The sequence below is a fragment of the Nocardiopsis alba DSM 43377 genome (assembly GCF_000341225.1).
Lineage (GTDB): Bacteria > Actinomycetota > Actinomycetes > Streptosporangiales > Streptosporangiaceae > Nocardiopsis > Nocardiopsis alba.
Genome location: NZ_ANAC01000033.1, coordinates 1 through 13,486 on the forward strand (window position 1 = coordinate 1; position 13,486 = coordinate 13,486).

The window sequence follows — 13,486 nt, forward strand, 5'->3', positions numbered from 1 at the left end:
GGCTAAGCTGCTCTCGGCGAGCAACTGACCTCACGTGTTGCGACGACTCCTAGAATCCGCCTCGGCACGGCGGGGGCGGCCGCACTCGTCACCCGGCGAGAGAGCGCCTCACGCCCCTTCGCCGCGGACCGGCCCGACCGATACCGGACGAGAACACTCCCTACGCGGAAAAGGGCCTGTGGACGACCGGGGGGATCGTCTCCGGAGAACGTAGGGTCGAAGACATGATCTCCCCCCGTCCCGGCCTCTCGCCCTCCGTATCCGTGTCCGTGATGAGCCATCCCGACCGCGCCGAGGCCGCGCGGCGCCTGGCCGACTCCCTGCCAGAGCTCTCCCCCATCGTGATCCCCGACCCCGATCCCCAGGGCCCGCCCTCGGCCCTCCGCGCCGCCGGGGCCGCCTGGGCCGCCGCCCCCGAGGGGGCCGGCCACCATCTGGTCCTCCAGGACGACGCCCGGCCGGCCGCCGGGTTCGCCACGACCCTGGAGCGGGTCCTGCGGGCCCACCCCGAGGCCGCCGTCTCGCTGTTCGTCGAGTGGGGTTCGCGCACCGCCGTCCTGGCCCGCTGGGCGGTGTACACCGGGGCCGGAGCGGTGCCGGTGGTCAACCCCTACGTGCCCACCGTCGCGTTGGCGCTGCCGGCGGAGCACGCGAGAGCGCTGGGCCGCTTCCTGGCCACGGCGGACGAGGACGAGGCGGACGACCGCGCGGTGCTGAGGTTCGTCCGTCGCTCCGGGCTCACCCCGCTGGTCGCGGTGCCCAACCCGGTCGAACACGACGACCGGCCCAGCCTGGTGGGCAACTCCGACCACGGGATACGGCGGTCGGCCTGCTTCACCCCATCGCCGGCGGCCGACCTCTCCCCCGCCGTCCTCGAACCGCCCCGGTTCCTGCCGTTCCTGCGCTGGAACATCGGCACCCCGGTCCTGATCGACCTGGACCACGACGTCCCGGAGGCGCATCGCCCCTTGGCCGAGGTCCTCGACGCGTGGGGTCTGCCCGAGGACGATCGGTCCGAGGCCCTGCGGAAGAGGGTCGAGGCGGGCACCCTCTCCGAGGTCGTCCCCGAACCGCACCTGACCGCTCTGTGGCACACGGTGGTGGCCGAAGGGGTGGTGCTCCGATCCCGATGGCCGGAGGTCGTCGACTCCCTGCGCTCTCGAGCCGACGGACCGACGGTGCGCGCGGCCCTGGCCTCCCTGGCCCCGGGGGCGCTCCGATGCCTCGTCGACGTCGAGGCCCTGGCCCGCCACGAGGCGGAGGTCGTCGACCTGGTCCTGGCCGGGCTGGAGTACGGGGCGGCCCACGGCCGGATCCCGAAGGGGTGGACATGACCCTCATCGCCCCGCCCATCTCCCTCTTCCGGAAGACGAGGTTCCCTTCATGATCGACCCGTCCACCCGATCCGCCGAGGCCACGTCGAGCGTCCGGATCTCCTGCGCCGTGATGAGCCACCCCGACCGTGCCGAGGCCGCGCGGCGCCTGGCCGACTCCCTCCCCGAACTCTCCCCCGCCGTGGTCACCGACCCCTCGCCCGAGGGCCCGCCCACCACTCTGCGCACCTCGCTCGCCGCCTGGGCCGCCGCCCCCGAGGGTGCCACCCACCATCTGGTCCTCCAGGACGACGCGGAGCCGTGTCCCGGCATGGTCGAGACCCTGACCCGGATGGTGACCGCCCACCCCGAGCGGGTCCTGAGCCTGTTCTGCGAATGGGGTTCGGGCACCGCCACCATGGCTCGCTGGGCGGCCCTGGGCGGATACGGGCTCGCCGAGTGCGCGGACCGCTACGTGCCCACGGTCGGGATCCTGATGCCCACGCCCCTGGCCCGACGGCTGGTGGCCTCGGTGTCCCCCGAGGGCCGAGAGGAGGAGCCCGACGACGAGGCGACGGCCCGCTTCCTGGAGGGGATCGGCCGTCCGGCCCTGGTCACCGTGCCCAACCTGATCGAGCACGATGGGGACCTCAGCCTCGTCGGCAACGCCCACCGGATGGGGGTGCGCCGTTCGGTCCTGCTGCGCGAGAAGGGGGATCCGGCGCCCTCGCCCCGGGTGCTGCGCGCCCCCGCGCGCGTCCCGTTCATGAGTTGGCGTCGGGCCCGCGCGTCGATCGTCCGTCGGGACATCGACAGAGGCGTGTACGACAGTCACGACGGTCTGGTCCGGGCCGAGGCCGAACGCTCGGGGACCTCGCGTCGGTCCGTGGTCGAGGCCCTGGACCTGTGGCTCGACACCGCCGAGGCGGGGCGTCGGCTGGAGGGGGCGCTGGGCTATGGGACGACGTACGAACTGTGGCTGACGGCGGCCGTGACGGCCCTGTGGGCCCCGATCCCCACCGCCGATCTGCGCTCGCCCACGCCGGCGGCGCGCAGAGCATTGCGCACTCTGGCCCCGGGCGGGCTGCGCACGGTGGTCCCCGAGGTACTGACCGACGCCGGGCTCCGCGCCGACCTGGACGTACTGGTGGGCGCCGCCCACGACTTCGGCGTCGCCCACCGTTAGGGAGTCCTGCCCGTGTCCGCCGGTGGTCCGGCGGACACGGGCGCGGATCAGCGCTTCTTGACGTGCAGCCGGCTGGTGACGGCCAGCCGGTTGTAGAGGTTGATCATCGCGATCGCCGACATCAGGGCGGCGAGCTCGGTGTCGTCGTAGTGCTCGGCCGCCTCGGCGTAGGTCTCGTCGGACACCCCGTGCTCGCCCATGCGGGTCATCTCGTCGGTGAGGGCGAGAGCGGCCCGCTCGGCCGGGGTGAAGATGTCGCCCGCCTCGTACCAGGTGGCCACCAGGAAGAGCCGCTGCTGACTCTCCCCCTCCTTGAGGGCGCGCTGGGTGTGCAGGTCCACGCAGAAGGAGCAGCCGTTCAGGACCGAGGAGCGGAGCTTGACCAGTTCGAGCAGCCGGATGTCCAGCTCCTCGGCGATGACCTGGTCGATCTCGTCCAGCTTCTTGTAGACCTGGGGGACCTTCTTCGCCCAGACCACGCGTTCGTTCGCCATGGGGCGCCTCCTCAACCGTCGGTCGTCCTGTCGAGGCCGATGCTACGGCCAGCCCCTCGCCCGAGGTCGGCAACCCCCCGAGGAGCCGCGTCGGCCCGGGTCAGTCCGGGTCGCGGGCGTCGTGGGCGAGCAGCGCCAGTTGGATCCGTCCGCTCAGGTCCAGTTTGGTGAGGGCACTGGACACGTGCGCCTTGACCGTCCCCATCGACATGTACAACCGCTCGGCGATCTCGGCGTTGGACAGTCCGGCCGTCACCGCCTCGGCCACCTCGCGTTCCCGTGCGCTGAGCAGCGCGAGCCGGGCTCGGGCCCGGGCCCTGCGGTCCGCTCCGGAGGAGCACTCCTCGGGGTCCTGACCGGCGACCCGGTCCATCAGGGCGCGCGCCACGCTCGGCGACAACACCGGCTCTCCCGAGGCGGCCCGTCGTACCGCCTCCACGATGCGTTCGGGGTCGGTGTGCTTGAGCAGATAGCCGGCGGCTCCGGCTCGCAGGGCCCGGGCCACGGTGGCGTCGGCGTCGAAGGTGGTGAGCACGATGACCTGGGGCCCGGGGGCGCTCCCCGACCGCAGTTCCTCGGTGGCGGCGATCCCGTCCATGACCGGCATGCGCACGTCCATGAGGACCACGTCGGGCCGGCATTCGGCGACCGCCTCGCGGACGCCCGCCCCGTCCTCGCTCTCCCCCGCGATCACGATGTCGCCGTCACCGGAGAGCATCATGCGCAGCCCGGATCGGACCAGGGGGTCGTCGTCCACGAGCAGGACTCTGATCAGGGGTCTGGTCACCTTCACGGCACCTTTCGATGGTCGTTCCTCCTGGAGGCGTCGGCCCCCTCCTCGGGCCAGGGGAGGACGACGGCCAGCCGGAAGCGGCCCTCCTCGGGCCCGTACTCCAGACTCCCGCCGTCCAAGCGGACGCGTTCGCTCAGCCCGGCCAGCCCTGCCCCGGTCCCCGGCACCTCGCGCCCCGCCCGGCCGACCGGCAGCGCGTTGACCACCACGATCTCCAGCGCCCGCCCGGGAGCCCCCGAGACCTCGACCGTGGTCCTCGCCCCGGGGGCGTGCTTACGGACGTTGGTCAGCCCCTCCTGGACCACCCGGTAGGCGGTGCGCTGCACCTGGTCGCGGGGTTCGGCGTCCTCGGGCAGGTCGAAGGAGGCGTGGACCCGCTCTCCCGCGTCGACCGCCTCCTCGACCAGCCGGGGCAGGTCGGTCAATCGCGGCTGAGGTGTGCCGCCCTCTTCTCCGGCGAGGTCGCCGGAGCGCAGCACGTCGAGGATGTCGCCGAGTTCGTCCAGGACGCGGTGGGCGTTGTCGCGGATCACCCGGACCGCGGCGCCCACCTCGGCGGGTGTGGGGGGTTCGCCCCGTCCGCTCTCGGCCCGTTCCGTGCGGTAGGCCAGGGCTCCGGCGTGCACGGACAGCAGGGACATGCGGTGGGCGACGACGTCGTGCATCTCGCGGGCGATCCGGCGGCGTTCCTCCACCCGGGCCAGGCCCAGGCGCTCCTCCCGTATCTCCCGCTCTCGTCGCACGTCCTCACGGAGCCGTTCGACGAGTCTTCGTTGGGAGCGGATGGCCGCGCCCCAGGCCACGCAGGCGTTGAGCATGATGACGATCGCGACCATCGTCACCCCGACGGCGCCGGGGGTGACCGGGACCAGCAGTGCCCAGGGCAGGGACAGCACCGTGGCGAGGGTGGCCGCGCCGATCGCCATGAGGGGCGGCCGGTGGATCGCCAGGGAGATCAGGCAGACGATCAGGGCGCCGATCACCGCCACCGAGAACGAGGAGACCAGGATGATCCCCGTGGCGACCGCCAGGGGGTGGGAACGCCGCCACCACAGGGCGACGCAGGCCGGCGGCAGACAGCTCAGGTCCGCCCACAGCACCCAGGTGGGCACCCGGTCGGTGGGGTGCAGGTCGTTCCCGTAGGCGGAGAAGGCCAGAAGTCCGCAGACCAGCACGAACACGGTGAGCAGGACGTCCACGGACAGGTCCCGACGGCTCCGTTCCACGCCCTCCCCCTCCGTCCCTCCGTATCGTCCGAGTCCCCAGGGTAGAACGGGTTCCTCTCCGGCGCCTCGACCGTCCGGCCGGCGTGGGCGCGCCGGTCGGAGGGGGAAGTGGTCGCCCGACCGACCCCGGATGTCCGTACGGCCGATGCGCCCTTCGAACACGGGCTCTCACGATGGGGACATGACAAGCGCTCACGGACCCGAAGAGAGCGTGCCGGCACTGGAGCTGGACTCGCTGACCAAGACCTTCGACGAGACCCGGGCCGCCGACCGGGTGAGCCTCTCCGTGCCGAGGGGGTCGTGGACGGGGCTGGTCGGCCCCAACGGGGCGGGGAAGACCACCTCGCTGTCGATGGCGGTGGGTCTGCTGCGGCCCGACTCGGGCACCGCCCGGGTCCTGGGCGTGGACGTGTGGGCCGAACCGGTCGAGGCCAAACGTCGCTTGGGCGTCCTGCCCGACGGTCTCTCCCTTCCCGAGCGGTTGACCGGGGGCGAGCTCCTCGACTACTGGGGGCGGCTGCGCGGCCTGGATCGCGATCTCACGCGTGACCGGAGCGAGGAGATGCTCCGGATCCTGGAGCTGGATCGGGCCGAACGGAACGGGACCCTGATCGCCGAGTACTCGACGGGGATGCGCAAGAAGATCGGGCTGGCCACGGCCCTGCTGCACACGCCCGAGGTGCTGGTCCTGGACGAGCCCTACGAGGCGGTGGATCCGGTGTCGGCGCGCGTGCTGACCGCGATCCTGCGCCGCTACACCGACGGCGGCGGCACCGTGATCATCTCCAGTCACGTGATGGCCCTGGTCGAACGGATCACCGACCGGGTCGCGATCATCGCCGACGGTCGGGTGCTGGCGGACGGGCCGCTCGACCTGGTGCGCGGAGACGACCCCGCCTTGGAGGACACCTTCGTCCGGTTGGTCGGCGCTCGTGAGGTCGGGGAGGGGGATCTGGCGTGGTTGGGGTTCTGATCCGGCTCGAATCCACCCTGGGGCGGCACGGCGTCTCTGGGACGCGTGGCGGCACCCTGGCTCTGCTCGTGGGCGGGGCCGCTCTGACCTGGTACGTCACCGTGGTCGCCTCCTCCGCCGAGGTCAGGTCGCAGCTGTTGATGCTGCTCGGCGCCGTGTGGGCGGGCGCCTGGATCCTGGGGCCGACCATCACCAACGGCGTCGGGGTGCTGCGCCCGCAGTACTTCACCCTGTTGCCGTTGGAGCGTTCGCAGGTGGGCACCGGTCTGTGGGCGACCGCGTTCGTGGGGGTCGGGCCGGCGCTGACCCTCGTGGCCATGGCCTCCACGGCCCGTCACGCCTGGCTCTCGGAGCCCGCCACCCTCTCCCTGGGGCTGCTGGGGATGCTGTTGTCGGTGGTGTTCATGGTGTCCCTCTCCCGTCTGGTGTTCCGTGCGCTGGGGGCGGCGATGCACACGAGGGTGGGCATGGAGATCGCCTCGGTCCAGTGGGGACTGATCGTCGCCGGCCTGTTCTTCGGCTGGGCGGCGATCGGGCCCGCCCTCTCGGCGGCCGGGGACCTCGCCGAGCGGGGGTTCCCGGCCCCGGTGGTCACGGTCCTGGCGGCCCTGCCCACCTCGTGGCCGATCGCGGCCGTGGACGCCGCCGCCTCCGGGGCCTGGGGCGCCGCCTTCGGCCTGTTGGGGGCCTTCACCCTGCTGACCGCGGCGACCGTGCTGGCCACCGTGCGTCTGCTGGCCCCGCGCGTGAACGCCCGAGGTCGGGGAAGGCGTTCACGTCCCCTCGGGCGTCGACGTTCGACGAGGCGCCTCCCCCTCCTTCCGGACGGTCCACTGGGCGCGGTCGTCGGCAAGGAACTGCGTTCCTGGTGGCGGGACCCCTGGCGGGCCCTGGAGCTGCGGTCGGCCCTGTACGCGGGCCTGTTCATCGGCCTGTTCGGGCTGATGGCCGACCGTCCATGGATCACGCTGTCCGCCGGGGTGTTCACGGCGCTGGTCATGGCGATGGGCGGCTCCAACATGTACGGCCACGACGGCAGCGCCCTGTGGCTGACCGTCGTGGGGCAGGGCCGGGACACGGTCCGCGCCGACGTGCGCGGGCGTCAGATCGCCATCGCCCTGCTCATCGTGCCCGGCACGCTCCTGCTGGGCCTGGTCTCCGTCCTCGTCTCCGGGGAGCCCGGCGCGTCGCCGTACGTGCTGGCCGGGCTGCTGGTGGTCCTCGGGGTGGGCAACGGTCTGTCCGTCCTGCTGTCCGTGGTGGCGGCGACCCCCGGGGTGGAACCGCATCTGCGGGTGGACGCCAACGACACCGGGGACACCCGGGTCCAGGTGTGGACGTCGCTGATCGCGATCCCGCCACTGTCCTCCCCCACCATCGTGGTGGCCCTGCTGGCGGGGGGTTGGTGGGCGGTCCCGGTCGCCCTGGTCAACGGCGCCGCGGGGGCCTGGCTGTTGGGTCGGCTGGCCCACCGGCGGCTGGCCGCGCGTCTGCCGGAGACCTTCGCCCGGATCCGTTACGGCGGTCGGGTGGCGGAACGGTCGCTGCCCCGGTCCGGTGGGGACCCGCTCGATCTGTTGGAACGGACCGCTCTGAGCACGAACGAGGACACCCGTCCGACCGGTTCGTGAGGTTCCGGGCGTTCCGGGCCGTGTGGACGGCGGCCCGGGGCCCGGTCATCCCCGGGAGGTCCGGACCGTCTCGAAGACGGGGGTCAGGCCGTCGAGGAAGGCGGTGAGCGCCAGTTCGAAGCTGTCCTCGTCGATCTCGGTGGCGACCTCCGCCAGCAGGTGGGCCTGGGAGAGGTTGGGGTACCGGTCACGGTAGACGCGCGCGTCGTCGTCGAAACCGCGCGCGAAGGAGCGGGTGGCGGCTCCGACCACCAGGTACTTGGTGGAGGCGCCGATCATGGTGGCGTAGCGCGGCGGCCATCCGGCTCCGACCAGACCTCCGTGCACGACGTCGGCCCGGCGGAGCGCCTCCTCCCTCCGTCCGGGCCCCGAGGCGATCACCGGCAGCAGGTTCGGATGCTCGATCAGGGCCGCACGGTAGGAGCGGGCCCAGGTGGCGAGTCCGGCCCGCCAGTCCCCGCCCTCGAAGCCCGAGACGTCGATGTCGGCGGTGACCTCGTCGGCGATATCGCCGAGCAGCTCCTCCTTGGTCCGGTAGTGGCCGTAGAGGGAGGCGGCCCGCACGTCCAGCTCCTCGGCGAGCCTGCGCATGGAGAGCCGTTCCAGCCCGTCCCGGTCGAGGAGTTCCAGCGCGGCCCGCCGGATGACCGGTTTGCTCAGGATCGGCGTCTTGGGTCGGGCCACGGAAAGGGTCTCCTTCTGCGCTGGGCCATCACGGGGCCGGTCGGTCCGGCGTCCGCCGATCATCGCACGACGTCCTGCGGCCGTCTCGGAGCCGACGCCCCTCTCGAAGACGACCACCCTTGCGGTCATCGCCGACCACGTCGTACCTTCGTATAACCGAACACCGTTAGGTTAATGGGAGCGGCCGTGATCGATTTCTCCTTGAGCGAAGAACAACGGGCCATCCGGGACTGGGTGCGGACCTTCGTACGACGCGAACTCATGCCGTTGGAGAACGAGGCCCTGCGCCGCGAACGCCAGGGGCACCCGCCCGGTCTGACCGCCGAGGAACGCCACGGGCTGCGCTCCCTGGCCCGCTCCTCCGGTTTCTGGGGCGTGTCCACCCCGCAGGAGTACGGCGGCATGGGGCTGGACGCGGTCACCGAGGCCCTCATCGAGACCGAACTCGGCCGCACCTTCCTGACCTTCAAGTTCGGCGGCGAGGCGGACAACATCCTCTACCACGCCGACGAGGAGCAGAGACGGCGCTACCTGCTGCCCACCATCGAGGGCGAACTCCGGTCCTGTTTCGCCATCACCGAGCCGGGCGCCGGCTCCGACGCCAAGGCCATCCGCACCCGCGCCGTCCGGGACGGCGACGCGTGGGTCCTCAACGGCGAGAAGACCTTCATCACCGGCGGGAACGAGGCCGATTTCGCCCTGGTGTTCGCGGTCACCGACCCCGAGAAGGGCGCCGACGGCGGCGTCACCTGCTTCCTCGTCGACCGCGACATGGGGTGGACCTCCGAGCCCATCGACACCATGGGCGAGCGTCGCCCCGCCTCCCTGGTCTTCCAGGACGTGCGGGTCCCGAACGCCAACGTCCTGGGCGAGGAGGGCCGCGGCTTCGCGCTGGCCATGCGGTGGATCGGCAAGGGACGCTACCTGCTGCCCGCCCGCGCCCTGGGCGGCTGCGAACGCCTGCTCGACATGGCGATCGAGTACTCCCGGACGCGCGAGACCTTCGGGGCGCCGATCGCCGACCGGCAGGCGATCCAGTGGATGATCGCCGACTCCCAGACCGAGATCGAGGCGCTGCGGCTGCTGGTGCTGCACGCCGCCTGGCTGGTCTCCCAGGGGCGGGACTCCCGGCACGCCCAGTCGATCGCCAAACTGTTCGGGGGCGTGAAGGCCAACGAGATCGTCGACCGGGTCCTCCAGATCCACGGCGGTATGGGCTACACCCGCGAACTGCCGATCGAACGCTTCTACCGCGACCTGCGGCTGTTGCGCATCTTCGAGGGCACCGACGAGATCCAGCGGCGCACCATCGCCCGCGACCTGCTCAAGGGCCACGTGAAGGTCGGCGCGGGCCTGACCTGACCGTACGCGCCCATCGTTCCCGCTACCGGGGGCGGTGGGCCGTGTCCGGCAGGGTGTGCAGCGAGAGAGGGGCCGGCGGGGGCAGTCTCGCTCCGGAGGTGTCGGCGCGGAACGCGTGGAGCAGGTAGGCGACCAGCCTCCGGGAGGCCGCCTCGTCGTCCGGAAGCGTCGCCACCAGACCGGCGTGCGCCAGCATGACCAGGACGAGGTCGGAAGGGTGGAAGTCGGACCGCAGGGCGCCCGAGGCCTGCGCACGGCGCATCAGACGCACGAGATCCCCTTCGGCGCGTGCCCGGACCCGCGCGTGTTCGTTCGCCCGCTCGGGGAAGGTCGCCATGAACGCGGCCGGAAACCCCCGTTCCTCCCGTTGAAGTTCGCAGAGCGTCTCGACCAGTCGGACGAACCCCTCCCAGGGGTCGGGCTCCGCCAGAGCGTCCACGAGCGCGTTCGCGCAGGTCCGCATCTGTCGCTCGAACGCGCTCCGGACCAGGTCGTCCCGGGTCGGAAAGTGGCGGTACAGCGTCGCCACGCCGACCCCGGCCCTCCGGGCCACCGTCGCCACCGGGGCGTCGATCCCCCGCTCGGCGAAGACCTCGCGCGCCGCGACGAGCACACGCTCCCTGTTGCGTCGGGCGTCGGCCCGCATGCCTCCGGTGTCCCCGATCCGAGAGGATCCCGCCATCACCGTCTCCCACTTCCGGTCCGTACGGACGATCGCGTCCACCGCAGAGCCTACGGTCGGCCCCGGATCCCCGTCACGAAGGTGGAGTCATGGACGATCGGATGATGAGGGCGGTCCTCTTCGACCGCTACGGCCCTCCCGAGGTGCTCTACACGGCCCGGGTGCCGCGTCCCGAGCCGGGGCCGGGAGAGGTGTTGGTGCGTGTGCGCGCGTTCAGCGTCAACGGTGGTGAGACGGCGGCCCGGGCCGGGCGGGTCCGGATCCTGACCGGTCGGCGCTTCCCTCAGCGGACGGGGCTGGACTTCGCCGGTGAGGTCGCCGCCCTGGGCGTCGGCGTGACGGGGTTCGTGGTCGGTGAGCCCGTGTGGGGCGTGCTGGGCCGTACCTCCGGGTTCGGTAGCGCGGCCGAGTACGTGGTCGCCTCCCCCGAGCGGCTGGGCCGGATCCCCGACGGGACGGACCCGGTGGCGGCGGCCGCGCTGCCGGTCGCCACCACGGCGGTCACCGCGCTGCGGGACAAGGCCGGGCTGCGGCAGGGGGAACGGCTCCTCGTCCGAGGCGCGGCGGGCGGTGTGGGCAACGCCGCCGTCCAACTCGGACGGGCCTACGGCGCGAAGGTCACCGCGCTGGCCCGGGACGCCAACCTCGACTTCGTCCGCGACCTCGGAGCGCACGAGGCCTTCGACCACCGATCGACCCCGCTCGAGGCCCTGAGCCGTTTCGACGTGGTCATGGACACCGTCGGGACCGGGCTTTCGGCCTTACGGCGTCTTCTGAACCCGGGTGGTCGCATGGTCGCCATCGCCTTCGACCTGTCCCGTCCGGTCGGGTCGCTCGGAGGTATCGCGCTCAGCGCGGTCCACGGGCGCGGCCGGGTGCGTTTCTTCAGCGGCGACCCCCGTCGAAAGGACTTCGACGATCTGGCCCGCCACGTGGTCGAGGGGTCGCTGCTCCCGGCGGTGGACACGGTCTTCTCCCTGGAGGAGACGGCCGAGGCGCATCGGGCCCTGGAGGCCGGTGGGGTGCGGGGGAAGTACGTGGTCAAGGTCGGCTGAGAGAGGTCGCCCGCAAGAACACGGGGGCGTCGAGGAAGGGCTGTGCGCACCGTTCCTCGGCACCCCCGATGTGGAGGCGTGGCCTAGGCCACGTCCACCAGGTCCACGACGAAGACGAGGGTCTCGCCGCCCTTGATGACGCCGCCGGCGCCGCGGTCGCCGTAGGCCAGGTGCGGCGGGATGATGAGCTCGCGACGGCCACCGACGCGCATGCCCATGACACCCTGGTCCCAGCCGGGGATGACCTGCCTGGCACCGAGCTGGAAGCGCAGGGGCTCGCCGCGGTTCCAGCTCGCGTCGAACTCCTCACCGGTGGAGAAGGCGACGCCGACGTACTGGACGCTGACCTTGCTGCCGTGACCGGCCTGGTCGCCCTCACCGACCTTGATGTCCCTGATCTTCAGCTCGGTGGGCGGGGGGCCGTCGAGGAAGTCGATCTCGGGGCGTTCGAGCGCCATGGTGGGTCCTCTCTGATTCATGTGAACGTCGAGGGCCAAGGTTATCGGTGATGTCCGAGTGCTCCCGAAGCTCCGACCGGCCGGGACGAGCACCGATGGGCGACCGCGCTTTTCAGTCGGAGCCGACGGTCGCCGCGATCACGTGACCGTGTCCCTCCACCTTGATGGGACCGCTGTCGGCCTGCACGAACACCGATTCACCGCGCCGTAGGAGCATGCCCTCGCCGACCTCGGCGACCAGTTCGACGTCGCCGTGCAGGGCCAGCACCACGGTGGGCCCGTTCCCGGGCAGGTAGGCGGTGATCCGTCCGGGGCCGATCTCGTGGAGGGCGAACTCGGGGGCGGCCGGGCGGAACTCGCGGCGTCCGTCGAGGAGGTCGGGGCGGGCGTAGGGGATGGGCAGGACGGAGAAGTCGACGACGTCGAGCAGTTCGGGGGCGTCGACGTGCTTGCCGGTGAGCCCGGCCCGGAGCACGTTGTCGGAGCTGGCCATCACCTCGATGGCGGTGCCCTGGAGGTAGGCGTGCAGGTTGCCGGCGGGCAGGAAGAGGGCCTGCCCCGGCCAGAGAGTGATGCGGTTGAGCAGCAGGGCGGCGACCGCGCCGGGGTCGGCCGGGTAGCGGTCGGCCAGGTCGGTGATGATTCCGGCGTGGGCGCAGAGCCGTCCCCGCTCGGCCCACTCGGTGACGAAGGCGTCGATCAGTCGGGGGCGGTCGGCCTCGGGGAGACTGAGCAGGCGGGTCAGCGCGGCGCGCAGCGCGATCCGGGTATCGGGGTTCGACAGATCGTCGCGCAGCAGGGCCGCGAGTTCGGAGTCGAGTCCGACCAGGTCGGCGAGGGCGGCGGAGGGCTCGCGGAAACCGCACAGGGCGTCGAAGGGTTCCAACGCCAGCAGCAGCTCGGGCTTGTGGTGGGGGTCCCGGTAGTTGCGGTGGGGGGCGTCCACCGGGATGCCGGCGCGTTCCTCGGCCTCGTAGCCGGAACGGGCGCGGGCGGCGTCGGGGTGCACCTGGAGGGAGAGGGGCGCCTCCGCGGCCAGGTACTTGAGCAGGTAGGGCAGGCGGGCGCCGAAGCGGGCGGTGGTCTCGGGTCCGAGGACGCGGTGCGGGTCGTCGGCGATCAGGGTGGGGAGGGGTCTGGAGCCGTCCTCGCAGTGCACGGTGCTGGGGGCGCCGTGGTGGGCCCCCAGCCAGAGTTCGGCCTGGGGTCCGCCGTCGGGCTCGACCCCCAACAGGTGTGGGATGGCGGCGCGCGCTCCCCAGGCGTACGGTCGTACCTGGTTGGTGAGCCTGTGCATCCGCTCCCCGCTTTCCAGTCTGTGTTCTCTCACCCCGTGGACACCCTGGTGAGGTGGGAACAGTCTGGCGAAGAGACGTTCTCGGGTCGACACGGCACGCCCCACTCCTCGAGGTAGTGCACGCCTCACCTCAGCCGGCGTGCGGGCCCGAGGTCGGTCCGGGAACCGGCCTCGGCCACGAAGTTACTGGGAAGTAAATCATGATCCGAGACACGTGAACAGCACCACACGATCACCTTCCGACGACACCGGCCGCCCCCGGGCCACCGGCTCTCGGCCGGCCGACGGGGACTGACATTATGCCCGTCCGAGTCCCGTTCCATCCCCTGACG

Annotated in this window: 13 protein-coding genes; 6 read left to right on the forward strand and 7 right to left on the reverse strand. The window is 72.1% G+C overall.

Annotation, left to right across the window (positions count from 1 at the left end):
- The first annotated feature begins 224 nt into the window (after positions 1-224).
- Positions 225-1,334, forward strand: a complete 1,110-nt coding sequence (locus tag D451_RS0125045; RefSeq protein WP_017536442.1) for a hypothetical protein — start codon at positions 225-227, stop codon at positions 1,332-1,334.
- Positions 1,335-1,383: 49 nt separating this feature from the next.
- The gene (locus D451_RS0125050) at positions 1,384-2,499 is read left to right on the forward strand and encodes a hypothetical protein (RefSeq protein ID WP_017536443.1); all 1,116 of its coding nucleotides are present in this window, start codon (positions 1,384-1,386) and stop codon (positions 2,497-2,499) included.
- A 47-nt stretch (positions 2,500-2,546) separates the two neighbouring features.
- Here D451_RS0125050 and D451_RS0125055 read toward each other — a convergent pair whose 3' ends face one another.
- The 3 genes from D451_RS0125055 to D451_RS0125065 all read right to left on the reverse strand — a co-directional run bounded on the left by D451_RS0125055 (position 2,547) and on the right by D451_RS0125065 (position 5,012).
- On the reverse strand, positions 2,547-2,993 hold the full coding sequence (locus D451_RS0125055) for a carboxymuconolactone decarboxylase family protein (protein ID WP_017536444.1): 447 nt from the start codon (positions 2,991-2,993) through the stop codon (positions 2,547-2,549).
- Positions 2,994-3,093: 100 nt separating this feature from the next.
- The gene (locus tag D451_RS0125060) at positions 3,094-3,786 is read right to left on the reverse strand and encodes a response regulator transcription factor (RefSeq protein WP_017536445.1); all 693 of its coding nucleotides are present in this window, start codon (positions 3,784-3,786) and stop codon (positions 3,094-3,096) included.
- Positions 3,783-5,012 (reverse strand): sensor histidine kinase, encoded by a 1,230-nt coding sequence (locus D451_RS0125065; RefSeq protein WP_017536446.1) that lies wholly within the window; start codon positions 5,010-5,012, stop codon positions 3,783-3,785. Before D451_RS0125065 ends, D451_RS0125060 begins: the two co-directional genes overlap by 4 nt.
- Before the next feature lie 181 nt (positions 5,013-5,193).
- Between D451_RS0125065 and D451_RS0125070 the strand changes: the two genes are divergently transcribed.
- Together D451_RS0125070 and D451_RS0125075 are read left to right on the forward strand one after the other, a co-directional pair.
- Positions 5,194-5,985 (forward strand): ABC transporter ATP-binding protein, encoded by a 792-nt coding sequence (locus tag D451_RS0125070; protein ID WP_026125356.1) that lies wholly within the window; start codon positions 5,194-5,196, stop codon positions 5,983-5,985.
- Positions 5,970-7,616, forward strand: a complete 1,647-nt coding sequence (locus D451_RS0125075) for a hypothetical protein (RefSeq protein ID WP_017536448.1) — start codon at positions 5,970-5,972, stop codon at positions 7,614-7,616. Before D451_RS0125070 ends, D451_RS0125075 begins: the two co-directional genes overlap by 16 nt.
- A 45-nt stretch (positions 7,617-7,661) precedes the next feature.
- Here D451_RS0125075 and D451_RS0125080 read toward each other — a convergent pair whose 3' ends face one another.
- Entirely contained in the window at positions 7,662-8,300 is a 639-nt protein-coding gene (locus D451_RS0125080) for a TetR/AcrR family transcriptional regulator (protein ID WP_014913415.1), read from the reverse strand.
- A 186-nt stretch (positions 8,301-8,486) separates the two neighbouring features.
- Here D451_RS0125080 and D451_RS0125085 point away from each other — a divergent pair, with 186 nt between their 5' ends.
- Entirely contained in the window at positions 8,487-9,662 is a 1,176-nt protein-coding gene (locus D451_RS0125085) for an acyl-CoA dehydrogenase family protein (RefSeq protein ID WP_026125357.1), read from the forward strand.
- A 22-nt stretch (positions 9,663-9,684) separates the two neighbouring features.
- Here D451_RS0125085 and D451_RS0125090 read toward each other — a convergent pair whose 3' ends face one another.
- On the reverse strand, positions 9,685-10,386 hold the full coding sequence (locus D451_RS0125090; RefSeq protein WP_017536451.1) for a TetR/AcrR family transcriptional regulator: 702 nt from the start codon (positions 10,384-10,386) through the stop codon (positions 9,685-9,687).
- A gap of 47 nt (positions 10,387-10,433) precedes the next feature.
- Here D451_RS0125090 and D451_RS0125095 point away from each other — a divergent pair, with 47 nt between their 5' ends.
- Positions 10,434-11,399 (forward strand): NAD(P)-dependent alcohol dehydrogenase, encoded by a 966-nt coding sequence (locus tag D451_RS0125095; RefSeq protein WP_017536452.1) that lies wholly within the window; start codon positions 10,434-10,436, stop codon positions 11,397-11,399.
- Between the two features lie 83 nt (positions 11,400-11,482).
- On the opposite strand, the gene D451_RS0125100 is transcribed toward D451_RS0125095, so the two are convergent.
- Positions 11,483-11,857, reverse strand: coding sequence for an FKBP-type peptidyl-prolyl cis-trans isomerase (locus D451_RS0125100; RefSeq protein WP_017536453.1), 375 nt, complete (start codon positions 11,855-11,857; stop codon positions 11,483-11,485).
- 112 nt (positions 11,858-11,969) lie between these two features.
- Positions 11,970-13,154, reverse strand: a complete 1,185-nt coding sequence (gene manA, locus D451_RS0125105) for a mannose-6-phosphate isomerase, class I (RefSeq protein ID WP_026125358.1) — start codon at positions 13,152-13,154, stop codon at positions 11,970-11,972.
- Positions 13,155-13,486 lie beyond the last annotated feature (332 nt).

Coding starts and splice junctions, on each gene's coding strand:
- D451_RS0125045 (WP_017536442.1), top strand. CDS start 225: ATGATCTCCCCCCGTCCCGGCCTCTCGCCCTCCGTATCCGTGTCCGTG.
- D451_RS0125050 (WP_017536443.1), top strand. CDS start 1,384: ATGATCGACCCGTCCACCCGATCCGCCGAGGCCACGTCGAGCGTCCGG.
- D451_RS0125070 (WP_026125356.1), top strand. CDS start 5,194: ATGACAAGCGCTCACGGACCCGAAGAGAGCGTGCCGGCACTGGAGCTG.
- D451_RS0125100 (WP_017536453.1), bottom strand. CDS start 11,857: ATGGCGCTCGAACGCCCCGAGATCGACTTCCTCGACGGCCCCCCGCCC.
- D451_RS0125095 (WP_017536452.1), top strand. CDS start 10,434: ATGGACGATCGGATGATGAGGGCGGTCCTCTTCGACCGCTACGGCCCT.
- D451_RS0125055 (WP_017536444.1), bottom strand. CDS start 2,993: ATGGCGAACGAACGCGTGGTCTGGGCGAAGAAGGTCCCCCAGGTCTAC.
- manA (WP_026125358.1), bottom strand. CDS start 13,154: ATGCACAGGCTCACCAACCAGGTACGACCGTACGCCTGGGGAGCGCGC.